Source organism: Microbacterium sp. NPDC060132 (genome assembly GCF_042729675.1).
In the GTDB taxonomy this organism is placed as follows: Bacteria; Actinomycetota; Actinomycetes; order Actinomycetales; family Microbacteriaceae; genus Microbacterium; species Microbacterium sufflavum.
The window spans coordinates 742,154-764,010 of sequence record NZ_JBHWXU010000001.1 but is presented as its reverse complement, the minus strand read 5'-3'; the positions used below and the strand labels follow the sequence as shown (position 1 = coordinate 764,010).

Here is a 21,857-nt window from a genome sequence, read left to right as displayed (position 1 = left end):
CTCAGCCCTCGCCCCGGTCGACGCCGACCCGCCGCACCAGCACCCACGTGTTTCCGGCGTCGCCCGGCACGTGCCGGAACTCGTCGAGCGCGGCCTGCGACAGCGCCAGGCCGCGCCCGCTCTCGCTGTCCTCGCCCGGCATGGACACGGTGTCCCAGTCGATCGGGGCGGGCGGCGCGGTGTCGCGGATGTAGGCGCGCAGCTCGTCCGCCGAGACACGCACGTCGACGCTGAACACCACGTCGGTGCGCTCGTTGTGCTGCGCGATGTTGGTGGTCACTTCGCTGACGGCCAGCGCGAACAGCACCTGGTCCTCGGCGGGGATCTCCGGACCATCGGCCCAGAGCCGGTCGAGCGCGTCGAGCGCGCTGTCGACCAGGGCGAGCCCGGCGGGCCCGTCGACGTGGAACGCCCGGACCTCAGCGGCCATCGAACGCCGATTCCGGCGTCGGGTAGTCGCGCAGCACGCGATCCAGGTTGGTCAGGTGGAGCACCGTGCGCACGGCCTCCGGCACGGCCGCGATCCGCAGGTCGCCCCCGGCCACGCGGGCGCTCTTGAGCCCGCCGACGAGGGCGCCGAGGCCCGAGGAGTCGACGAACTCGGTGCCGCTGAGGTCGATCGCGATGCGCGGCTGCCCCGCGGCGACGAGGTCGCTCACGGCGTTGCGCAGCAGGGGTGCGCCAGACGCGGTGAGGCGCCCCGTGATGGCGACGACGGCGTAGCCGTCCCTGGTGTCAGTGCTGACGTTCATTCGACTCCTTCTCGAGGATGGCCGCGGCGGGACCGCGGTACCGGGCGGCCTGGATGATGACGCTGAGCACGACGAGGTCGTACAGCACCCAGGCGGTGTTGACGAGGGTGCCCGTGCCGTCGGCCGTGCCGAGGAACACCCGCACCACCCCGATCACGAGCGCGACGGCGAGCACGATCATGGCGGTGAGCTGCGGCCAGATCTCGCCCCACGGCACGCCGCGCGGGTCGCGGCCGTCCTTGCGGGTGACGGCGAACGACAGCGGCCGGCCGAGAACGACGTTCGCGAAGGCCGTCCAGCAGGCACGGATCCACACCGGGAACAGGGCGAGCGAATACTGCTGGCCGCGCCAGGTCTTCACGCCCTTCGCGACCACGAGGAACAGCGCCTGGTTGATGAGGAAGTACGGCAGGAACCGCGCGAAGAAGTCCACCGACCACGCGGTCACCGGGAGCACCCCGAAGACCAGGTAGATCACGGGCGCGGCGAGGTAGACGATCGCCGCGAAGCCCGACAGGTAGCTCCACATCGTGGCGAAGTACATCAGCCGCTGCCCGACCGAGAGGCCGCGCTTGGCGAGCGGGTTGTCGCGCAGCATCACCTGCAACGTGCCCTGTGCCCACCGCAGGCGCTGCGTGAGCATGGTGCGCAGGTCTTCCGGGGCGAGCCCGTGGGCCAGGATCTCGTGGTGGTAGACGCTGCGCCAGCCGAGGGCGTGCAACTGCATCGCGGTCGCCATGTCTTCCGTGACCGAGATCGTGGCGAGCGGGAGGATCGGCTGCGCCTCGTCACCGCGGTCGAGCCGCAGCGTGTCGAGCAGTCCGCGCACGGCCTCCACCGCGGTGATGGGCGACAGGTCCGACGCCGCCAGGGCGTCGAGCCCGGCCTCGTCGACCACGACGAGCCTGAGCTCGGCATCGTGCTGCATCGGCAGCGCGCCGATCTCGGCCAGGTCGGCGCGGATGCCGTCCAGGTCGTGCGCGACCAGGATGCGGGAGGCGTTGTCGACGGCGTCGCCCACGCGTGCCGCCACCTCGGCGACCGACTCCCCGGCGGCGAGGTCTTTCCGGCCGCGCGAGATCGCGATGCGCAGCGCCCCGAGTTCGGTCGCCAGGGCGGGGTCGGTCGCGGCCTCCGCCTCCTTCGCGATCAGGGTCTCGGAGGTCTTGAGCGCCTTCGCGGCCGACTCCGTCACCTCGCGCACGTAGCCGACGATGCCGAGCTGCATGAGCGCCTCACGCCGCAGCACGGCGTTGGAGCCGCAGAAGAACGCGGCGTTCCAGCCGTCCTTGCCCTGCTGGATGGGGCCGTAGAACAGCGGTGCCTGACTGCCGAGCGGGTCGGCCTCGTCGACGTTCACGAACCACTGCGGCGTCTGCACGAGCGCGACCTCGGGGTCGTCGGCGAAGTAGCCGAGCGTGCGGTGCAGGATCAGCGGGTCGGGCACCTGGTCGGCGTCGAGGATGAGCAGGAACTCGCCGTCGGTCTGGAACAGGGCGCTGTTGAGGTTGCCGGCCTTCGCGTGCCGGGGTTTTCCCGTCCAGTCCTCCGAGCGGGTGAGGTAGGCGACACCGGCGGCGCGGGCCTCGGCCTCCAGTTCGGGGCGCGCCCCGTCGTCGAGGATCCACGTCGTGTGCGGGTAGGCGATGCGCTTCGCCGCCCGCGCGGTGGTCATCACGAGCTCGATCGGCTCGTCGTACGTGGTGATGAACACGTCGACCGTGCCCTGCGGCGGCGACACCGGGGCCGGGCGCTCCTTGGCGCGCCACATCGTCAGGCAGAACAGGAACGTGTCGATGAGGCTGTAGGTCTCGGCGATCACGAGCGGCACGGCGATCCACCACGCCGACCAGTTCACCGACTCCAGCCAGCGCCAGGCGACGTAGTTGACGCCGAGCAGCACCGACAGCAGCGCGAGGATGCGGATGGTCGCGAACCGGGCGGTCACGAGTCCCTCCGCACCACCACGACGGTGATGTCGTCGGTGGCGCGCTCGTCCGAGTTCGCCAGCCGCAGCGCCTCCTGCACCGCGCCGTCGGGGCCGAGTGCGGCGAGCACGCGGTCGACGTGTGCGAAGGGGTCGTCCTCGTCGAGCACGTCGAGCAGGCCGTCGCTGCAGCAGATGAAGGTGTCGCCCGCCTCCAGCGTCGTCGTGATCGGCTCCCGCGGGTCGGCGACGCCCATGCCCATGCCCAGCGGCAGGTTGGTGGAGCGCAGCGGGGTCCAGGAGCGGTCGGCGCGGATCACGAACGCGAGACTGTGGCCCGCATCGATCACCTGCAGCTCCCCGGTCGAGGGCTGCAGCTCGGCGACCACCGCGGTGACGAACATCGACGTGTCGGCGAGGTCGTCCTCCAGGAGCCGGTCGACGTCGGCGACGGCCGTGGTGAGCGGACGCTCCGGGGCCGTGCGCAACGACGCGCGCACCGTGGCCGCCACGAGCGCGGGCCCGGTGCCCTTGCCCATCGCATCGGCCAGGGTCACGCGCAGGGCGTCGCCGTGCCGCGAGAAGTCGAAGTAGTCGCCGGCGAGCATGCCGCGCGGGGCCGCGCCGGCCGCGATCGTGTAGCCCTCGACCTCGGGGAGCACGCGGGGCCGCAACGCCTGCTGCACGACCGCGGCGTGGTCGATGTCGGCGTCTTGCGCGAGCTCGGTCTGCACCCAGAACGCGAGGTCGCGGAGCAGATCCTGCTGCGAGTCGGTGAGCACGTGCGGCTCGGTGTCGAGCACGCACAGGGTGCCGATGGGCTCTCCGCCCGGGGCGTGCAGCGGGTGCCCGGCGTAGAACCGCAGGTGCGGGTCGCCCGTGACGAACGGGTTCTCGGCGAACAGGTCGGTGGCGCTCGCGTCTTCCACCACCACCGTCCGGTCCTGCGACACGGTGTAGTCGCAGAACGAGTCCTCGCGCGGGGCCTCGTTCCCCCCGAGGCCGATCTGCGCCTTGCGCCATTGCCTGTCCCGGTCGATCAGCGAGACGCTGACCATCGGTACCCCGAACATTTCTTTCGCCAGTCGCGCCACCCGGTCCACTCGCTCGTCCGGTGGTGTGTCAAGGATCCCCAGTTCCTCGAGCGCTGCCTGGCGCCGTCGCTCGTCGAACATCGCCCGCCCCTCCTACGGTCACTTCCGGTCATCCTAGGCGGAATATCGGCGGCGTGGTGCGGCCGTCGAAGGCGCGTCCAGGTGAACCACAGGAAACGGTTCTGCGCAAGCCCCGTGGCGAAACGCTTCTCCGGTCCTACTGTCCGATTCAAGGCTCGGACCGCCGACTGCGCCTCCCCCCGTCGCGCAGCACGGGCGGCCCCGATCCGGCATCGCGCGTGCCCGGCAGCCCGGGCACCACGGTCTCTCCGGCGTGCCCCCGTACGCCGGATCATCGCAGGGAAGGAGCGGGTGGATGGCACGGACGCCACGCAAGCGCGATCGCTACAACCGCCGCGAGGCCCTCGCGGGGTACCTGTTCATCTCGCCCTGGATCATCGGGTTCCTGGTGTTCACGGCCGGCGCGATGATCTACAGCCTCTACATCTCGTTCAGCAGCTACAACCTGGCCACGAACACCGCCCGCCCGATCGGCATCGACAACTACGCCAACCTGTTCGACGACCCGCGGGTGGGGGTCTCGCTCGCGAACACCCTCTTCTACGTGGTGATGGCCGTGCCGCTGGAGATCGTGTTCGCGCTGGTGCTGGCGATGCTGCTCAACCGTGTCGGCCGGGGCGCCGGGTTCTTCCGGGTGCTGTACTACCTGCCGAAGATGACCCCGGCGGTCGCGACGGCGGCGGTGTTCTTCCTGCTGCTCAACGGCAACTCCGGCGCGGTGAACCAGTTCCTCCGGCTGTTCGGCATCGAGGGGCCGCAGTGGCTGGTCGACCCGGCGTGGGTGAAGCCGAGCATCGTGATGATGACGCTGTGGACGGTCGCGGGGACGATGGTGATCTTCCTCGCGGCGCTGAAGAACGTGCCGGTCGAGCTGTACGAGGTGGCGTCGCTCGACGGAGCGGGGCCCGTCCGCAAGTTCTTCTCGATCACCCTGCCGATGATCTCCGGGGCGATGTTCTTCAACGTGATCGTGCTGTCGATCGCCGCGTTCCAGATCTTCGACCAGGCGTACCTGCTGTTCTGGCGCGACCAGAGCAACTCCTCGCCGGAGGCGTCGCTGTTCTACGCCATCTACCTGTTCCAGCAGGCGTTCCGGCAGTTCAACTTCGGATTCGCGGCGGCGATGGCGTGGCTGCTGTTCGTGATCATCATGCTGATCACCCTGATCCAGGTGAAGGTCGGCAACCGCTTCGTCTACTACGAGGGAGACCGCTGATGTCGCAGACACTGCGCCCGGAACCCGTCGAGGTCGAGCGGGAGAAGAGCCCCGGCACGTTCACCACCACGGTCCCCACGCGCGGGCGCTGGCGCCGCCGGCTCCACCAGCCGAAGAGCCTCGCCGGCCGGATCGTGCTGAACGTGATCCTCGTGCTGTTCGGGCTGCTGTTCCTCTACCCGTTCGTGTGGCTGATCGCGGCGAGCCTCAAGCCGCGCGGCGAGGTGTTCGACAACGCCCTCATCCCGAAGACGTTCGTGCCGGAGAACTACGTCGAGGTGTGGAACCAGCTGCCGCTGCTGAGCTGGATGGGCAACAGCATCGCCATCGCCCTGCTGGCCGCGGGGACCGTGGCGATCTCCAGCTCGATCGTGGCGTTCGGCTTCGCGTACTTCCGCTTCCCCGGCCGCGGCCTGCTGTTCGGCCTCGTGCTCGCGACCATGATGTTGCCCGGCGCGGTGACCATGATCCCGATCTACCTGATCTGGAAGGAGACCGGGCTGCTGGGCACGTGGGTGCCGCTGTGGGGCATGAACCTGTTCGGGTCGGCATTCTACATCTTCCTGCAGCGGCAGTTCTTCCTCGGGCTCCCGCGGGAGCTGTTCGAGGCGGCGCGGCTCGACGGGGCGAGCGCGTGGGGGCTGTTCTGGCGGATCGCGATGCCGCTGTCGATCCCGTCGTTTGTGATCGTGTTCCTGTTCGAGTTCCAGGCCAGCTGGAACAACCTGCAGGCCGCCCTCATCTACCTCAACGCCGGGTCGGTCGACCAGTTCACCGCCCCGCTCGGCATCGCCTACGCCATGACCAAGTACAGCCCCACAGCGGGAGGCCACGGCGACTACCAGTACGTCATGGTCGCGTCGCTGCTGGTGACGCTGCCCATGCTCATCCTCTTCGCCTTCGGGCAGCGCTCCTTCATCGAGGGCGTCGCCACCCAGGGGCGCAAGGGCTGACAACGCACCACCGATCGAAAAGGAGCAGTCATGCGCACACGCATGTGGGGAATCACCGCGGTCACCGCCGCATCCGTCCTCGTCCTCGCCGGCTGCGGCGGGGGAGGAGGGGGAGACCAGGCCGCCGACGCCGACTTCGGTGCGGAGCCGAGCGGCACGCTGAAGGCGTGGGGGTTCGAGAACGCCGACGACGTCGGCACCTCGCGCATGGACTATGCGGCAGAGCAGCTGAGCGACGTGAAGGTCGACCTCGACGCGACGGCCTTCGACGCGCAGAAGTTCACCACCCGCATTGCGAGCGGTGACGTGCCCGACGTGGTGCAGATGGACCGCCGCTACGTCACGACCTACGCCGCGCAAGACCTCATCATGCCGCTCGACGAGTGCTTCGCCGCGCAGGACGTGACGCCGCGCGACCACTGGTACCCGTTCGTGGTCGACGATGTGACCTACGAGGATGCGGTGTGGGCCGTGCCGCAGTTCTACCAGCCGCCGGCGATCCTGCTGAACAAGGCCGTGCTCGACGAGGCCGGGGTGACCGCGGAGGAGATCGACACCTCGCAGCCCGACGTGCTGCTCGGCGCGATCGCGAAGATGTACCAGGAGTCGGGCGGCGTGCCGTCCCGGCTCGGCTTCGACCCGGTCGCCACCGGACAGGCGGGGCTGTGGATCCTCGGCATGGGCGGTCAGCTCAACGACGCCGACGGCGCTCCCACCCTGGACGACCCGAGCAACGTCGCGGGCATCGAGATGCTCAAGCAGATCACCGACGCGCAGGGCGGCTTCGCGGCGGTGAAGAGCTTCACCGACTCGTTCGACGCGTTCGGCGACCAGAACCAGTTCGTGGCCAAGCAGGTCGGCTCGCAGGTGAACGCCCAGTGGTACCCCAACGTGCTCAGCCCCTACGCCGACCAGATCCAGTTGGAGGCGGTGCCGTTCCTCAACAGCGACGGGGAGCCGTTCTCGGTCGCGTCCGGCACGGCGTTCGTGATCCCTGTCGGGGCGAAGAACCCCGCGGCAGCGTGCGCGTGGATGGTGAACCTCACCTCGGACGACGCGTGGATGGCGGCGGGCGACGCGCGGGCGAAGACCATCGAGGAGGAGGGTGGCATCAACACCGGGCTGTTCACCGGCTCGCCCTCGGCCGACCAGGCCATCCGCGAGAAGTTCGTGACCGAGAGCGGCAACGCCGGCTTCGACCAGGTGATCTCCACGTTCTACGACGTCGTGGACTATGGGAAGTCGTTCGGCTCGTCGCCCGCGGGGCAGGAGATCCAGAACGAGCTGAACAACGCCATCACCGCGGCGCTGCTCGGCGACAAGTCGCCGGAGGACGCTCTGAAGGAGGCGCAGGACGCCGCGATGCGCGCCTACGAGAACGCCACGGCGGGCTGAATCCCGGAGGGGCGTGGGTGGGGGCGGCTTCGCCCCCACCCACGGTTGTGATGGTGATCGCTAGGAGTGCCCGACAACGGTGACGACGATCTGCACGATCCCGAACACGATGAATCCGGCGCCGCCGACGATGATCCCCTTCTCTCCGCGATGCTCGAACGTGTCGGCCACGGGCTGACCGTAGAACCGTCGGAACCACCGCAGGGCGAACCGCAAGAACGCGTGCCTGGCGAGAAGAAGTGCGACTCCGACCGTCACGATCACGAGCCCGATAACAACGCCGAGGATCATTCGACGGTGAGTCCTTTCACCTATGTTGCCGTGAGTAGCAAATGGATCTTGTGCGGAGGAAGCGTGGCCATCTGCGAAAGGGGAGCGAATCTCCCGCTGCGGACGTCGGAACCAAGGAAGGGGCGAAGGAGTCCTCGAGCGATGACGAGATTGACGTTCGTCTCGTACCAGCAGATCGATTGCCGAAGTGTGGCTCTCTGAAGCCACGAGTGGACGCACAGCCACGAGAGGGCTGCGAAGGGGACGAGGATCCACAGCAGAACCCCGCGAATCGTGAGGAAGAGGAACCACCCGAGCGTGCGCATGGATTCTTACCGATCTCCCGCATCCTCGTTCTTCGTCCTCAACCGTCGACGGAGACGGCTGACAACGACGATAGCCATCAGCAGCCCGACGACGAAGACAGCGATCAACGCGGAGGCACGATCCCCCGGAACGACGAACACGGCGAGAAGGGACCCGACGATGTACCAGAAGAAGAGCCCGGTCTGGACTCTCTCTCGGAAGAACGCGATCACCCACGAGCCGATGGAGTGCTTTTCCGCCACCGTGTCACCATCCATCTGCCGCGTTCTCGCTCCACCGGTCGACGTCATCGTCCCTGCCCAGGGCCAGGACTGAGACCTCGTCGAGGGTGACTCTCCACGCGCGCCATAATCCCGGCGGCGGCGGGGGCCGCGGCCGTCGCCGACACCCGCTCCCACCCATCGATTGAGGGCCTCCGCGATTCGCCGGGCATCAGCGATCCCGCAGACGGTCGCGCGCAACGGTATTCGGGTTCCGTTACGAAGCTCTACCTCGACCATGCCGCTCGCCAACCACCCGGTGTCGCTCGGCCACGCCAGGTAGAAGAACAGTCCGCTGTACTCGACGTGACGAAACCGAAGAATGCTCGCCCGGTCGTACTCTCGTCGTGAGAACCAGGACCGAACAACGACGGACCGCTCCGTCGGAATCACCCCGGTGAAAGGCAGTCGCACCCACAGCCACACGGTCAGCACCATGCTCCCGAGCAGCAGCACGGTCACGGGAAGGGGTGCGTGCAGCGGCATCGGCCCGACCAGAGCGAGAGCGGGGAGAGCCAGCGTGAACACGCTGGCGACCGCGAGTCGACCTGCCCGCCCCGCCCGGCCCGTGGGCGCCTCGTACTCTCGCTCACCGAGCCAGCCCGGCCGCACTCGCGCGACAGGATCGAGCGGCATCACGACGAGGAGTCCTGTCCGCCGGCGGCGCGGTGGTTCGCCTCTGTCGCTCGCGTCGGATACTCCGGGTCGAACGAGAGCAGGTCGCGGTAGCGGCGGTTGGTGAGGAGGCCCGGGTGCCGTCCCTCCACTTCCGCGCGTAGTCGAGAGAACATCTGATCCGATGCCTCGACCAGTTCCTGTGCCGAGACGAAGGCCGGCCGTTCGCTGTCGTCGGCGACGATCTCGATCCGAGTGCCTCGCGGGGCGAAGTGGAGGCACCGCTCCGATCCGAGGATCTCCAGCGTGTGCGGTTCACCGCGCTGGATCACGTGGGCCGCGTTCGTCATCTGGAGCGCGAAGCCGAGTATCGGCAACCAGCCCCACCGCATGCTGTGGTCTGCGTCGTCCGTCGTGAGCACGATGTCACCGAGGAAACGCCAGTAGCCCAGCGACACGTCGTCGATCCGATCCCACGCCACGTCGTCTGCGCTCGCGTCCCGGTGTACCCGGTAGTCGAGGGTCAGCATGGTTCCCTTCCTTTCACGACGGCGAGGCAGTCGGTCATGCGATGGTCGAGAAGAGAAAGAGCACGCCGCCCACGAAGACCACCACGCCGACCAGGAGAAGGCCACTCCCGCCGTAGAGCAGGCGGCGGTCGAGATGCGGAAGCCCTGACAGGCCGCGATCGGTGTGCCACGTCGCGCGGTGCGACCAGCACCGGCTCAACAGGAGTGCACCAGTGATGCAGGTGGCGAGACCGACTGCGACCACGCCGGCGGTCAATACCTCACCCCACGGCGGCCCTATCTCCACGAGACGCACGAGTGATGCCTCTCCTCGGCCATCGCCCAGCCGTCGAGGCAGAGAGACGGCGAGAAGGAAGCAGCCGATCGCCACGAGGAACTGGATCAGGCTCACGCCCAGACCGACCGTGGATGCAGGCAGCGCGAGCCGCCCCGCCATCCCCGCGGCTTTCACATTCCGCCCCACGCGTTCGCGATGAACTGCGACGACGGTAGCGGAGGCCACCAGAAGCGCACCCATTGTCAGGAAGGCGACCGTCAGGACCGTGGACATTCGTCCGGCCTGATCGTTCGATCGATGGTGAGCACCGGCGCCGAGGATTCTGTCCTCGCGATGTGAATCTCGCCCGGAATCACACCGCGCAGGATGACGGAGCCCGGACGCTGCGTCACGCGGTCCAGCACGATCGTGCCGAGTCCGTCCGGATCGTGGACGTGGAAGTGGCTGGCGCCGGTGATCGTCACGGTGAAGGGAAATCGCTCCCAGCTTGCCCCCCGAAACGAGGGGAATTTGCGTCCGCCGGTCTTCCTCGCTTCGTAGAGAAGTCGTCCGCCCTGAAGATCCGCGCAGCCCGCCACCTCGAAGACGCCGGCGTTGACGCGCGCCGTATGAAGGTCGAGGACGGGCTCGTCGACGTCGTCGAGGGTGATTGTCTCCACGACCCCATCATTCCCGACCGTGAGGTCGGTCAACCAGTGGCAACGGCCTGCGGGCTTCCGGGAGGGAGAAGCACGCATTCCTTCCCGCGCCGGGGTGTTCGTCGCCGGCACACCGCTGAGGTCAATGGATACTCAGGCCCAGCGCCGCGCGCATCGTCCTCGCGAGCCGGAGGACGCCGTTCCGCCTGCCGATGGTCGAGGGTAGCCACACGCGCCGACCGCTCGTCATCTCGACCTCGATCATCCGGACGGACCCGACGACAGGCAGCCATCCGACGGAGGCACCGCCCATGCCGAAGTAGGGGACCAGCTCCACAGCCGACACCTCGCCTGCCCTGAAGCGCTGCGTACGGAACCAGGAGACCACCTTCACCGCTCCAGGCGAGACCCAGACGCCGAGCCAGGCGGAACGCACGAGCGCGGCGGCGACGAATGCGTAGACGGGAAGCCCGATCCACCACATGCTGCTCTCGTGCCCCAGCAGCACGAACAGTCCGGTCGCCGTTGCTCCCCACAGAAGTGCCCCGATCCGTGCTCCGGTCGATGCGCTCTGTGCATCAGCCGCCTCCGCGGGCGCGGACGAGAACGACGCGATCATCATGACGGCCCGCCCGTCAGTCCAAGGGCGACGGTCGCCCATCGAACGGGCGAGTCGATGGAGTTCTCTGGAGCGTTCCTCGTTGCCCCGCTGCTGCAACAGCACCGCGAGATTGTGGGCCGCTGTGCGCGTCACCGGTGGCGATCCCGCGCCAGTACGCCGCTTCGGCCGCGTCGGTGCTGTCCGGCGTTTCGCTCAGGAGGTTGCCGAGGAGGAGCGCCGCTCCGTATACCTCGGCCTCGCCGGCCCACTCCGTCCATGCCCGCCCCTCCTCGACCAGCCCCTCACTCAGCAGGAGCCGCGCCAACGGAAGCGCGAACTCCGGAGACTCCTGGAGGCCCGCCGTGAGGAGGCGCTCGATCTCTCGTGGATCGCCGGGTTCCGTAGTGAGGACCAGGCTCTCCCCGAGTAGACCCTCCAGCCGTGCGTGACCGTCCGGGCGAAGATCGAGTGCGGCTCGAAGGTGCACCACCGCCTGGTCGTGATCACCCAGCCAGTTCTCGCCCTCGCCGAGAGCAGCGAGGGCATCCCACGACCCGGCGCTCGCGGCCTCACGGAACATCGACAGCGCCAGACGTTCATCGACATCCCAGACGATCGCTGCCAGGTGAAAGAGACCATCCGCGTTGGGGTCGATCCGTTCGGGAAGGTGATCGATACTGAGGTCCGGAATCGGTGCCCGGAGAAGCTCACGATCGACGTCACCGGAAGGGCGCGCGTTGTCGCGAAGGAAAGACAGGAAGCCGCGCTCGCCGAATCCCTGTGCCCCGTACATCCGTCGACGTGTCACAGGACGATGTTCTGGATCGCGCCGGCAACTCCGGCTGCCGTCATCGCCAGTCCGATACAGATGATGCCGACCCCGACCGTGCCCATCATCCACGGCGTCTGCCGACCTGCCGACGCCCGCGCATACCGCTCGCCGAGCATCGACTTCTGCGCGGAGAACATGAACCCGTTGAGACGGGCGCGGTGACGAATCACCACAATGCCCAACACGATCACCAGCACTCCGACCAGCAGATTCGGAACGACGGTATCGACACCGATGTCGGGCATTCTCACCGCTCCTGTCGATGGTGGCGTTTCTTCCGACACTGTGGCATAAATCCGCTCATGCGGGAAAGGTCCGACGGGGAGCATCCAACATCCGCTCCGGTGCGGAATACACCTCGCGGCGTGACGCCACATACCGTTCCCAGTGGCGCATCAGAGCATCGATCCCCACTTCCTCTCCTTCCGGTGGCGGCATCCACCTCACCATTCCGGAGATCTCGGGCGGAAACTCCAGATCTGCGGCCAGAAGTTCGACGATGCCGAGCACGTCGGCGAATCTGTCTCGATTGTCGTAGAGCCACGCCATGAAAAGGTAGGTCCAGATACCCAGGGCACTTCGGTCGCTTTCCTCCGTGGGCGTGGGGACGAGTCGGCTCACCTTCTCCGCGAAGTTCCACTCGTCGGCCGCTGTCAACTCGAAAACCTCGGGTCGCATACGCTGATCCTCGCGAATCGCCTGATCCACGAGCCGTATCCCCTCGGAAGGGCGGACCCACCCCTTCCGCAAGCCGAGATCCAACTCGGGCAGCGTCATCCGCGACCGGCGTGAGATGTCATCGCCATCCAGATCGATGCTGAGGAGGTCCTCGCTCATGGCACTCCAATCAATCTCTGCGGTCATGCCAGCACTCGAAACAACCCCAGGGTCAACAGGGCGCCACCGAAGAGCAGGAACCCGGTCGCGATGACGATGATGGCGCGCATTCGGGGCATTCTCCGTGAGACCTCCCGCGGGGAGAGCTGGTCCTCGCTCAGAACAACGGCGTAGCGTGCGCGTACGAACCTCAGCAGGCGCTTTCGTGCCAGGAGCATGGTGGATCCCGCCAGGAGGATGGCGATGCCACTGGCGATACACGCCACCGCGAACGTGTGCATTCCCTCACACCCGCACGAACACGCCCGCGAGGAGTGCGATGACCCCGAATGCGATCATCGCGATGCCGCACGCGCCCACCCACGCGGCGCTGCCACGTTTGGCGACCTCGCGGCCCGGGGCGCCACCGAGGGCGCGATTGGCGTCCGCGGTGATATCGAAGAGCCTTTGACGGTGGCGCACCACGAGCGGGCCGAAAACAAGGAGGACGACCCCCAATCCGAGCGAGAAGTAGTTATCCGCAGACATCAGGCCCCCTTGCTATCGACCAGGAGTGGCTCCAATTGAGATTCAAGATCCCACAGCACGGTAGCGCTGGCATCATCGAGGCCGGGTAGGCCTCTCTCATGGGTCGACGCCAACCAATCGTAAAGAACCAGTGCTTCGCTCGAGCTCAGGTAGAGCTTCAGTTCCCTTCCGGCATTGCGTACCTTTCACTCAACGGGGAGCCCTGCCGGGTCCCAGCGCCAACGGTGTCGTACGGACGACGCGGGCGGCGGAGTCCCACCGTGGGGACATGCTGCGCACCTCCTGATCCGTATGCGAGCCGAAGTCGGGAATCTCTCCGAGCGCCGCCACGTCGAGCGAGTGGAAGACAGCGCTCCTCCCACGGACCCGGAGATCTGCCCCCGGAGTCAATGCGAGATGAAGTTCCAGTCCCGCGTCGAGTGACCGGGCCGAAGAGCCCACCACTTTCCACGACGTCCTGTGACGGTCGGTGACACCGGACCACTCCAGCAGACCCACGCCTCTCAGAACGAGAAGCCCCGTGTTCGTTTCGTCGAGCTGTAGAGCGGTCCGCAGATCGCACAGGATGCCCAGAGTGGCGGTGATGGCGTCGAAGTGCACGGCATTCACCTGGGCTTCGAGAAACGCATCCTCTTCGGAAATGAAGGGGTCTTCGTCCTTCGTGTCTTCTGGAGCGTCGGCGAAAAGCAGCTCACTGAGCGTGATCACGGGGAAGCGATCGGTGCGACGGAGTGTGAGTGCGGTGTCAGATGCTCGGAGAAGGGCGCGACCGCCTGCCCGTGTCTGGTCATCGAATGCGTAGCCCTTCGGGTGAGGACGCCGCCACGTCGTCGTCGGCGGCCAGGTTCGGACTGAGGTCAAGCGCGGATCCAGGATCGGCGAACCTGGACGGGGAGATTATGTCATGCCCCCGCGGCGGCTGGTGGAGCCGCGACGCCGCTGACCGTGCACGATGCGCTCCGCCCCCCGAACAGAAGCCCTGGTGCACTGAAATCGATTTCGGTATCGTCGGCCCCCACACCCCTGTCGCTCGCCGAGGAGCCGCATGTCTGCCACCCGTGCCCGTCGCTCGACCGCCCTGCTCGCCGCCGCCGCTCTGGCGGTGAGCCTCGCCGCGTGCGCCGGGGGAGGGGCACCGGTGGAACTCGACCCCGACCCCGACAAGCCGTTCGTGCTGACTGGGATCTCCGGGCTCACCGAGGTCGCGCAGCTGACCGGACCGGCGGGCATCAACGACACCGAGGCGGTCGGCGTCGCGGGCACCGATCTGGGCTCGATGACCACCGTGGGCGACCGCACCTGGTTCTTCTTCGGCGACACGTTCGGCGAGCGCGCACCGGGAACGACCGGCGGTCAGGGCGGGCAGTGGCGCTCCAACGTGGCCGCCTGGACGACCGACGACGACCCGACCGACGGCATCTTCTTCGACGGCTGGGTGGCCGACGGGATCGGGCTCGCGGCCCCGCTGATCGAGGGTGACCACGGCCCCAACGACGGCTCCGGCGAGGTCACCAAGATCCCCACCGCGGGCTTCGCGATCGGCGACACGATCTACGTCTCCTACATGTCGGTGAGCTACTGGGGCGACCCCGGCGCGTGGGATGCCAACCGCTCCGCCCTCGTCGTCTCGCGGGATGACGGGCAGACCTGGGCTCCCGTCGAGGGCATCGAGTGGCCAGGTGACTCCGGTTTCGTGCAGTTCGCGACAGCCCCCGTCACCGCCGACGGCGAGGACTGGATCTACCTGTGGGCGATCCCCTCCGGGCGGTTCGGGGAGGTGCGGCTGATGCGGGTGCCGGCCACCGAGGAGGCTGTGGAGGACCAGGGCTCCTACTCGTACTTCGCGGACCTCGACGGCGACGAACCGGTGTGGTCGGACGACCTGGACGACGCGCAGGTCGTGGTCGAGGGCACGATCGGCGAGCTGTCGGTGATGTGGTCGACGTACCTGGAGCGCTGGATCATGACCTACTCCGACGCAGGCAACGCCTACATCCGGGAGGGCATCACCCCGTGGGGCCCCTGGGGCGAGCCGATCGAGCTCGTGCCCGGCGACGAGTACCCGGGGCTCTACGGCCCCTACCTCGACCCGCGGTACGTCTCGGACGACGGTCGGCGCATCTACTTCACGCTCTCGCTCTGGGATCCGTACAACGTGTTCTGGTTCGCCGCCAACCTCGACCGCGCCGACGGATGAGCAGCCCGCCGCCGACTATTGCACATGAAATCGATTTCGCCTAACCTGGCGCATACCCGATCAGAGTGGATCGACGCGAGCTGGTCGGCACCCCCACCCGGCGGCAGCCGGGACACAGCATGACTCGAAGACGAGTGACGTCCTGAGGAGGACCAATGCGCAAGACACGCAGTCGCATGTGGAAGGTCGCAGCATCCGTGGTGGTGGCGGGCATCGCCCTCAGCGGATGCTCCGGGGGCGGCGGCGGGGGCGGAGGCGCCGGAGCCGAGGGGGAGCCGGACAGCGGCGAGCTCAACTTCGTCTACATGGGAGACGCCGACCAGCAGAAGGCGTTCAACGCGCTGTTCGCCGAGTTCAACAAGCAGTACCCCGACATCAAGCTCAAGGCCGTCGGCATCCCCAGCGGCAACTGGGCCACGTTCTCCACCACGGTCGCGACGCGTCTCGCCGGCGGACAGAAGATCGACATCATCCAGGTTGCCACCGAGGGGCAGCGGCTGTTCGCCTCGAAGGGCATCCTCGCCGACCTCGCGCCCTACATCGAGCAGGACCAAGACGTCGTCGACGACTACTGGGACGACATCAGCCCCAACCTGCAGAAGTTCAACGAGGAGTTCGCGGCGGGCCCCGACGGCGAGACCGTGTTCATCCCCGGCGGGTTCAACACCATGGCCATGTACCTCAACAAGGACGTGTTCGAGAAGGCCGGAGTCGCCATCCCCGAAGACGGCAACTGGACGTGGGACGAGTTCGTCGCGGCCGGGAAGCAGATCAAGGAGAAGACCGGCGCCTACCTCGTCGGCGCGGGCTCCGGCTACTTCGTCGACGTGATGCCGTGGCTCACCACCAACGGCGGCAGCACGTTCAACGCCGACTGGAGCGAGCCCACCTACAACTCCCCGGAGGCGGTCGAGTCGGCCGAGTTCGCCCGCAGCCTCGTCGAGATGGGCCTGGCACCGAAGCCCGGCGGCCAGTTCGACGGCAACACCGCGTTCAAGCAGGGCAAGCTCGCGATCCTCAGCGGCGGACGCTGGCCCGTGCTCGGTGTGCGCGAGCTCGACATGGTCGACAACACCGTGGTCGTGAACTGGCCCACCAAGACCGGCAACGGCTCGCCGGTCGGCTGGGACGCCTGGAACATCGCCAAGAACAGCGACAACAAGCAGGCCGCGTGGACCTTCATCAAGTTCCTCATGTCGGAGGAGGCCGGCAGCTACTTCGCCGAGATCGGCGGCACCATCGTGCCGGCGCGGGAGTCGGTCGCGAACTCGCCCGCCTTCACCGACAACGCCCCCGAGGGCACCATCCGGCTGAGCGAGGCGATGGACTTCGCCACCCCGATCCCCTCGATCGACCAGGGCGCCGAGGCGCAGAAGGTCATCGAGGAGGCGTGGGGCACGATCATCGCCGGTCAGGGCGAGGCGCAGAAGACCCTCGACGCGGCGCAGGCGGAGCTGGAGCAGCTGGTCGGTGAGTAGCATCGCCGCCGCCCCCACGGTGCGGCGCCCGGGAGCAGAGCTCCTGCGGCGTCGCACCGCGACCGCGGGCTGGATGTTCGTCAGTCCCGCGCTGCTGCTGTTCCTCGTCTTCGTCGCCGGGCCGTTCGTGTTCGCGATCGCCCTGGCGTTCCTGAAGTGGGACATGCTGACCACCCCGGAGTTCGTCGGCGCCGACAACTTCGTGCGCCTGTTCTCCGACCCGATCCTGCCGCAGGTGCTGCTGAACACGTTCGTGTTCGCGTTCGCCTCGATCGTCACCCACCTGGTGTTCGGGCTGCTGCTCGCCCTCGCGGTCAACCGGGTCGCGAGCCGCGTGCTCGGCTACTTCGCCCGCGTCGCGATCTTCTTCCCGTTCCTGATCTCCTGGGCCGCGGTCGCCCTGCTGTGGAAGTACGTGCTCGACCCGACGTTCGGCTACGTGGCGCAGTACGCGGCGACGTTCGGCATCGAGCTGCCCAACTTCTTCGCCGACCCGGCCTGGGCCATGCCCGCGATCATCTTCATCGACCTGTGGCACACGGTCGGCTTCACGTTCATCATCATGCTCGCCGGGCTCCAGACCGTGCCCACCGAGCTCGTCGAGGCCGCCCGCACCGACGGCGCGACCTCGTGGCAGATCTTCTGGAACGTGACGCTGCCGCTCATGTCGCCCACCATGTTCTTCGCCACGATCATCACGTTCATCGGTGCGTTCCAGATCTTCGACCCGATCCAGATCATCACCAAGGGCGGACCGCAGAACTCCACCACGACGATCATCATGTACCTCTACGAGAAGGGCTTCCAGGCCTTCGACATGGGGTACGCCGCCGCGGTCGCCCTGCTCGTGTTCGTCATCATCATGGGCGTCACCGTGCTGCAGTTCCTCGGCCGACGGAAGTGGGTGCACGAATCATGACCGTTCTTCCCCCCACCGTGGAGCCGCGGACCGACGTGCTCACCCGCGTCGAACGACAGCGCCGCCGCCGCCGTCACCGCCCCACCGTCGGCGGCGTGATCGTCGACGTGGTGCTCGTCGTGTTCGGCATCCTGATGCTGTCGCCGCTGTTCTGGCTGATCGTGCAGAGCTTCACCGAGCCGGAGTTCGCGTTCGCCGACCCGCCGCGCTGGCTGCCGATCCCGTTCACCACGCAGAACTTCGCCGACGTGTTCGAGTACATGCCGTTCTTCCAGCAGTTCGGCAACTCGCTCGCGCTGGCGCTCATCTCCACCGTCGGAGCGCTGTTCTTCTCGGTGCTCGCCGCCTACGCGTTCGCGCGCATCGACTTCCGCGGCAGCCGCGTGCTGCTGGTCGTGATGCTGTCGGCGCTCATGGTGCCGGGACAGCTCGTCATCATCCCGATCTTCATCATGATGCGGCAGCTCGGGCTCGTCGACACCCTCGCGTCGCTGTGGCTGCCCGCGCTGATCAACGTGTTCCAGATCTTCTTCCTGTCGCAGTACTTCAAGACGATCCCGCGCGAGCTCGACGAGGCCGCGCGGCTCGACGGTGCCGGACACCTGTGGATCCTGTTCCGGATGCTCATCCCGCTCTCGGCCCCCGCGGTCGCGGCCCTCGCGATCCTCGGGTTCGAGGCCTCGTGGAACGGGTACTTCGGGCCGCTCATCTTCCTGTCCAGCCCGGAGAACATGACCCTGCCCCTCGGGCTCGTCACGCTGCAGAACGGCTTCGGCGCCGCACCCGCGGTGATCGTGTTCGCCGCCATCACCATGGTCGTGGCGCCGCTGCTCGTGGTGTTCCTGGCGTTCCAGCGGCAGATCGTGGAGAGCGTCGCATCGACGGGGCTGAAGGGATGAGTGCCGTGGACGCGACGGCGGCCGCGCGTGCCGCCGGTTCCGCTCCCGCTGCGGTCGACCCGGTGCTGCTGCGCCTTCCGGCCGCGGCGTGGCGGGCCCTCGGGCCGCTCGGGGTGACCGGAGCCGCGGCGCTCGCGGCCTGGGCGTTCGGGGCGGCACTGCTCGGGCCGGCGTCGCCGCTGGTGCCGCTGCTCGTGGTCGCCGCGTGCGCGGTTCCGGCCGCGTGGGCCCTCGGCGCGCTGCACGACCGGATCTTCGACCACGCGGCCGTGCGCCTCCGCCGCCGCGTGCTCGCGGTCGCGGTCGGTGCCGGTGCGCCCGCGGTGCTGCTGGCGTGGTCGCAGGTCACGAGCGCGATCGCCGCCTCCGCCGCGGTGCCCCTGTTCGCCGTGCTCGCGTTCGCGGCGCTGCTGCTGTCCGCCGCGGTCGCCCTCGTCGCCGTGGTCGCGGTGCCCGTCGCCGCCCTCCGCGACGACGTGGGGCTGCGCACGGTCGCGGTCGTCTGCGCCGTCGCGGCGGTGCGTCGCCCGCTCGGACCGCTGGCCGCGCTCGCCGCGTCGGCCGCGGTCGCGTGGCTCGGGCTCACCTGGTTCGGCGGGCTGCTGCTGCTCGCGGCACCCCTGCTCGTGCTGCTGTCCGTCGCCGCGGCCTGGCCGGTCGCCGCGGCATCCGGAGTGGCGCTGCCGCCGCTCGTCCCCGGCCGTCGACCCGCACGAGGAGAATCATGACCGACCGCCTGTCCCCGTCCCGTCCCCACACCGAGGCCCCCGCGCTCGCGATGCCCTTGGGTGGCATCGGCACCGGCGGCTTCGCGGTGAACGCCGACGGGTCGCTGCGCCAGTGGCAGCTGCAGGGCATGCCGAACCACCTGGGCGCTCTCCCCGGCACCGGCTTCTGGCTGCGGGTCACGCAGGTCGAGCCGCCGCTCAACGTCATCTCGATGGTGCAGGGCACCCCGGTCCCGGATCCGCAGGCCTCGCTCACGACCGACGGCTTCGTGCCCGAGTGGATGACCGCGGCGGCCGAGAGCTTCAGCACGTTCGAGAGCGCCGCGTTCCGGGGCACCTACCCGGTGGCCGAGGTCGAGCTGACCGATCCGCGCCATCCGGTCGAGGTGCGCATGCGCGTGCTCAACCCGATGGCCCCGCGCGACGTCGAGCTCAGCTCGATCCCGACCGGGATGTTCGAGTTCACGCTCACCAACACCGGCCCGATCGGGGTGCACGGCACGCTTGCGGGGTCGCTGCTCAACGCGATCGGGTGGGACGGCATCACGCCCATCGCCGACAGCACCCCGGGGCTGGGCGGCAACGTCAACCGCCTGCGCCGCGGCGCGGGCTGGTCGCGCGTGGTCATGGACAACCCGGGCCTGGACGAGAGCGACCGCCTCGCCGGGCAGCTCGTGCTCGCCGCCGACGACGAGACAGCGGCCGTGCTCACGCGGTGCAGCGGTCTGGAGCACCTCGACGCGTTCCTCCGCTCCCGCGCCGGGAACGACGGACGCTCCCGGCTCGCGCTCGCCCCCACGATCGGCGACCCGCAGCTCAACGCCCCGCAGGGCGGGTCGGGCCCCAGCCCGCAGGGACGGTCGTGGCTCGGGGTGGTCGGCGTGCCCTTCGCCCTCGCCCCCGGTGCCTCGCGCACGATCCGCTTCTCGATCTCGTGGCACCTGCCCAATCGGTTCGTCGACATCGAGCAGTTCGGGGCGCCGCACCCGGAATGGGGAGCGTCCACCTTCTACCTCGGCAACGCGTACGGCGTGCGCTACCTCGACGCGCTCGACGTGCAGGCCACGGTCGAGCGCCGGTGGGACGAGCTCGTCGAGCGCACGCTCCGGTGGACCGGCACCCTCGCGGGGTCGAGCCTCGACGCGCGGGAGGTCGAGCACCTCGCCGCCCAGGCCGCATACGTGCGCAGCCCCACGTGCTTCATCGGCGCCGACGGCCGGTTCTACGGCTACGAGGGCTCGCTCGGCGACTCGACCTGGATGTGGTCGGGCGTCTTCGGCGGCTCCTGCCCGCTCAACTGCACGCACGTGTGGCAGTACGAGGCCGCGCTCGCCGGGCTGTGGCCGAGCCTGGAACGGAACATGCGCGACACCGAGTTCGACGTGATGCAGGCGGCCGACGGGTCGATCCCGCACCGCTTGCGCGTGCCCACGTATCTGCATCAGATGACGGACGAGTTCATCGGCGGACCGGAGGAGCCCGCGCTCGACGGCATGCTCGCCACGATCCTCAAGTCGCTGCGCGACGTGCAGCGCGGGGCGGGATCGGAGTGGCTCGAACGCCGCTGGCCGCAGCTCGTGCGGTTGTACACGCACATCCGGGAGAAGTGGGACGCGGACGGTGATGGCGTGCTGCGCGGCATCCAGCCCAGCACGCACGACATCGACCTTGCCGGGGGCAACCCGTTCATGGGCACGCTGTGGCTCGCGGCGCTGCGGGCGTACGAGGAGCTCGCGCGGCGGGTGGGCGACACCGAGGCCGCGGCGGAGGCGGCCGAGAGGTTCCGCTCCGGCTCGGCGGGGTACGACGAGCTGCTGTTCGACGGCACCCACTACGTCCAGGTGCTCGACGAGGGCGACCCGGAGGACTTCCAGTGGCGCACGGGCGTGCTGTCCGACCAGGTGATCGGGCAGTGGTGGGCGCATCAGCTCGGGCTCGGGCCGATCCTGCCGCCCGAGCACGTGCGCAGCGCCCTCCGGCACGTGGTCGCCTCGAATCTGCGGCACGGCTTCGCGGACTTCGCGCACCCGTATCGCGTCTATGCCGACACGGCCGACGACGTCGGGTTGCTGATGTGCACGTGGCCCGAGGGCGGACGACCCGAGGTGCCCACGCGCTACGCCGACGAGGTGTGGACGGGCATCGAGTGGCAGGTCGCGGCGCACTGCTTCTTCGAGGGGCTGGAGGAGGAGGGCCGTGCGGTGCTCGAAGGACTGTGGGACCGGCACGACGGCCGCCGCCGCAACCCCTACAACGAGATCGAGTGCGGCGATCACTACGCCAGGGCCATGGCGGGGTGGACGCTGCTGCAGGCGCGCTCCGGCGTGCGCGTGGACGAGGGGACGGGCGAGCTGCACGTCGGTGCCGAGGGCCGCTGGCCGTGGGTGAGCGCGGCGGGCTACGGCACCGTCACCGTGGGGGAGCAGGTGGAGGTCGACGTGGTGGAGGGCGACTGCCCGTTCACCGTGGTGCGCGCCGACTGAACGCACCGAAGGGCGCCCGC

24 protein-coding genes are annotated in these 21,857 nt (G+C 68.5%); 9 read left to right on the top strand and 15 right to left on the bottom strand.

Annotated features, from left to right (window positions below; all coding sequences use genetic code 11):
- Position 1: 1 nt before the first annotated feature.
- Genes ACFWCH_RS03835 through ACFWCH_RS03820 form a run of 4 tightly spaced genes read right to left on the bottom strand, consistent with a single transcriptional unit; the run spans position 2 to position 3,854 of the window.
- Positions 2-430 carry an ATP-binding protein gene (locus tag ACFWCH_RS03835; RefSeq protein WP_136028702.1) on the bottom strand — a complete coding sequence of 143 codons (429 nt, stop codon included), beginning with the start codon at positions 428-430 and terminating at the stop codon, positions 2-4.
- Complete coding sequence (locus tag ACFWCH_RS03830) at positions 420-752, bottom strand: STAS domain-containing protein (protein ID WP_025102664.1); 333 nt, start codon at positions 750-752, stop codon at positions 420-422. Before ACFWCH_RS03830 ends, ACFWCH_RS03835 begins: the two co-directional genes overlap by 11 nt.
- Positions 736-2,700, bottom strand: coding sequence for a glycosyltransferase family 2 protein (locus tag ACFWCH_RS03825; protein WP_378802953.1), 1,965 nt, complete (start codon positions 2,698-2,700; stop codon positions 736-738). The genes ACFWCH_RS03830 and ACFWCH_RS03825 overlap by 17 nt, the downstream gene beginning before the upstream one ends.
- On the bottom strand, positions 2,697-3,854 hold the full coding sequence (locus ACFWCH_RS03820) for a PP2C family protein-serine/threonine phosphatase (RefSeq protein ID WP_136028700.1): 1,158 nt from the start codon (positions 3,852-3,854) through the stop codon (positions 2,697-2,699). Before ACFWCH_RS03820 ends, ACFWCH_RS03825 begins: the two co-directional genes overlap by 4 nt.
- A gap of 295 nt (positions 3,855-4,149) precedes the next feature.
- On the opposite strand from ACFWCH_RS03820, the gene ACFWCH_RS03815 reads away from it, so the two are divergent.
- The 3 genes from ACFWCH_RS03815 to ACFWCH_RS03805 are packed head-to-tail and all read left to right on the top strand — an operon-like array spanning position 4,150 to position 7,418.
- Complete coding sequence (locus tag ACFWCH_RS03815) at positions 4,150-5,070, top strand: carbohydrate ABC transporter permease (protein WP_378802952.1); 921 nt, start codon at positions 4,150-4,152, stop codon at positions 5,068-5,070.
- Positions 5,070-6,023 (top strand): carbohydrate ABC transporter permease, encoded by a 954-nt coding sequence (locus ACFWCH_RS03810; protein ID WP_136028698.1) that lies wholly within the window; start codon positions 5,070-5,072, stop codon positions 6,021-6,023. Before ACFWCH_RS03815 ends, ACFWCH_RS03810 begins: the two co-directional genes overlap by 1 nt.
- 30 nt (positions 6,024-6,053) lie before the next feature.
- The gene (locus tag ACFWCH_RS03805) at positions 6,054-7,418 is read left to right on the top strand and encodes an extracellular solute-binding protein (protein WP_378802951.1); all 1,365 of its coding nucleotides are present in this window, start codon (positions 6,054-6,056) and stop codon (positions 7,416-7,418) included.
- A 60-nt stretch (positions 7,419-7,478) separates the two neighbouring features.
- Here ACFWCH_RS03805 and ACFWCH_RS03800 read toward each other — a convergent pair whose 3' ends face one another.
- The 11 genes from ACFWCH_RS03800 to ACFWCH_RS03750 form a co-directional block, all read right to left on the bottom strand.
- Positions 7,479-7,709 (bottom strand): hypothetical protein, encoded by a 231-nt coding sequence (locus ACFWCH_RS03800; protein WP_136028696.1) that lies wholly within the window; start codon positions 7,707-7,709, stop codon positions 7,479-7,481.
- A 311-nt stretch (positions 7,710-8,020) separates the two neighbouring features.
- Positions 8,021-8,737 carry a hypothetical protein gene (locus tag ACFWCH_RS03795; protein WP_378802950.1) on the bottom strand — a complete coding sequence of 239 codons (717 nt, stop codon included), beginning with the start codon at positions 8,735-8,737 and terminating at the stop codon, positions 8,021-8,023.
- 173 nt (positions 8,738-8,910) lie between these two features.
- The gene (locus ACFWCH_RS03790; protein ID WP_378802949.1) at positions 8,911-9,420 is read right to left on the bottom strand and encodes a hypothetical protein; all 510 of its coding nucleotides are present in this window, start codon (positions 9,418-9,420) and stop codon (positions 8,911-8,913) included.
- A 34-nt stretch (positions 9,421-9,454) separates the two neighbouring features.
- Complete coding sequence (locus ACFWCH_RS03785) at positions 9,455-9,970, bottom strand: hypothetical protein (protein WP_378802947.1); 516 nt, start codon at positions 9,968-9,970, stop codon at positions 9,455-9,457.
- A complete protein-coding gene (locus ACFWCH_RS03780; protein ID WP_378802946.1) occupies positions 9,955-10,356 on the bottom strand; it encodes a hypothetical protein in 402 nt (133 codons plus the stop codon). The genes ACFWCH_RS03785 and ACFWCH_RS03780 overlap by 16 nt, the downstream gene beginning before the upstream one ends.
- Positions 10,357-10,477: 121 nt before the next feature.
- The gene (locus ACFWCH_RS03775; protein ID WP_206252388.1) at positions 10,478-10,957 is read right to left on the bottom strand and encodes a hypothetical protein; all 480 of its coding nucleotides are present in this window, start codon (positions 10,955-10,957) and stop codon (positions 10,478-10,480) included.
- Positions 10,958-10,970: 13 nt separating this feature from the next.
- Positions 10,971-11,729 carry a hypothetical protein gene (locus tag ACFWCH_RS03770; RefSeq protein ID WP_378802945.1) on the bottom strand — a complete coding sequence of 253 codons (759 nt, stop codon included), beginning with the start codon at positions 11,727-11,729 and terminating at the stop codon, positions 10,971-10,973.
- Between the two features lie 11 nt (positions 11,730-11,740).
- Positions 11,741-12,013, bottom strand: coding sequence for a hypothetical protein (locus ACFWCH_RS03765; protein ID WP_247637914.1), 273 nt, complete (start codon positions 12,011-12,013; stop codon positions 11,741-11,743).
- Positions 12,014-12,068: 55 nt separating this feature from the next.
- Positions 12,069-12,632, bottom strand: coding sequence for a DUF2247 family protein (locus tag ACFWCH_RS03760; protein ID WP_136028688.1), 564 nt, complete (start codon positions 12,630-12,632; stop codon positions 12,069-12,071).
- Between the two features lie 258 nt (positions 12,633-12,890).
- Positions 12,891-13,133: a hypothetical protein gene (locus ACFWCH_RS03755; protein ID WP_206252394.1), complete on the bottom strand. Its 243-nt coding sequence runs from the start codon at positions 13,131-13,133 to the stop codon at positions 12,891-12,893.
- Positions 13,134-13,322: 189 nt separating this feature from the next.
- The gene (locus ACFWCH_RS03750; RefSeq protein WP_136035974.1) at positions 13,323-13,841 is read right to left on the bottom strand and encodes a hypothetical protein; all 519 of its coding nucleotides are present in this window, start codon (positions 13,839-13,841) and stop codon (positions 13,323-13,325) included.
- 337 nt (positions 13,842-14,178) lie between these two features.
- Here ACFWCH_RS03750 and ACFWCH_RS03745 point away from each other — a divergent pair, with 337 nt between their 5' ends.
- The 6 genes from ACFWCH_RS03745 (at position 14,179) to ACFWCH_RS03720 (ending at position 21,837) form a co-directional block, all read left to right on the top strand.
- Entirely contained in the window at positions 14,179-15,330 is a 1,152-nt protein-coding gene (locus ACFWCH_RS03745) for a DUF4185 domain-containing protein (RefSeq protein WP_378802944.1), read from the top strand.
- 155 nt (positions 15,331-15,485) lie between these two features.
- Entirely contained in the window at positions 15,486-16,808 is a 1,323-nt protein-coding gene (locus tag ACFWCH_RS03740; protein WP_378802943.1) for an ABC transporter substrate-binding protein, read from the top strand.
- Positions 16,801-17,727 carry a carbohydrate ABC transporter permease gene (locus ACFWCH_RS03735; protein ID WP_205828199.1) on the top strand — a complete coding sequence of 309 codons (927 nt, stop codon included), beginning with the start codon at positions 16,801-16,803 and terminating at the stop codon, positions 17,725-17,727. The genes ACFWCH_RS03740 and ACFWCH_RS03735 overlap by 8 nt, the downstream gene beginning before the upstream one ends.
- A complete protein-coding gene (locus ACFWCH_RS03730; RefSeq protein ID WP_378802941.1) occupies positions 17,724-18,626 on the top strand; it encodes a carbohydrate ABC transporter permease in 903 nt (300 codons plus the stop codon). Before ACFWCH_RS03735 ends, ACFWCH_RS03730 begins: the two co-directional genes overlap by 4 nt.
- A complete protein-coding gene (locus ACFWCH_RS03725) occupies positions 18,623-19,354 on the top strand; it encodes a hypothetical protein (protein ID WP_378802940.1) in 732 nt (243 codons plus the stop codon). Before ACFWCH_RS03730 ends, ACFWCH_RS03725 begins: the two co-directional genes overlap by 4 nt.
- Complete coding sequence (locus ACFWCH_RS03720) at positions 19,351-21,837, top strand: GH116 family glycosyl-hydrolase (RefSeq protein WP_378802939.1); 2,487 nt, start codon at positions 19,351-19,353, stop codon at positions 21,835-21,837. The genes ACFWCH_RS03725 and ACFWCH_RS03720 overlap by 4 nt, the downstream gene beginning before the upstream one ends.
- The last annotated feature ends 20 nt before the right edge of the window (positions 21,838-21,857 follow it).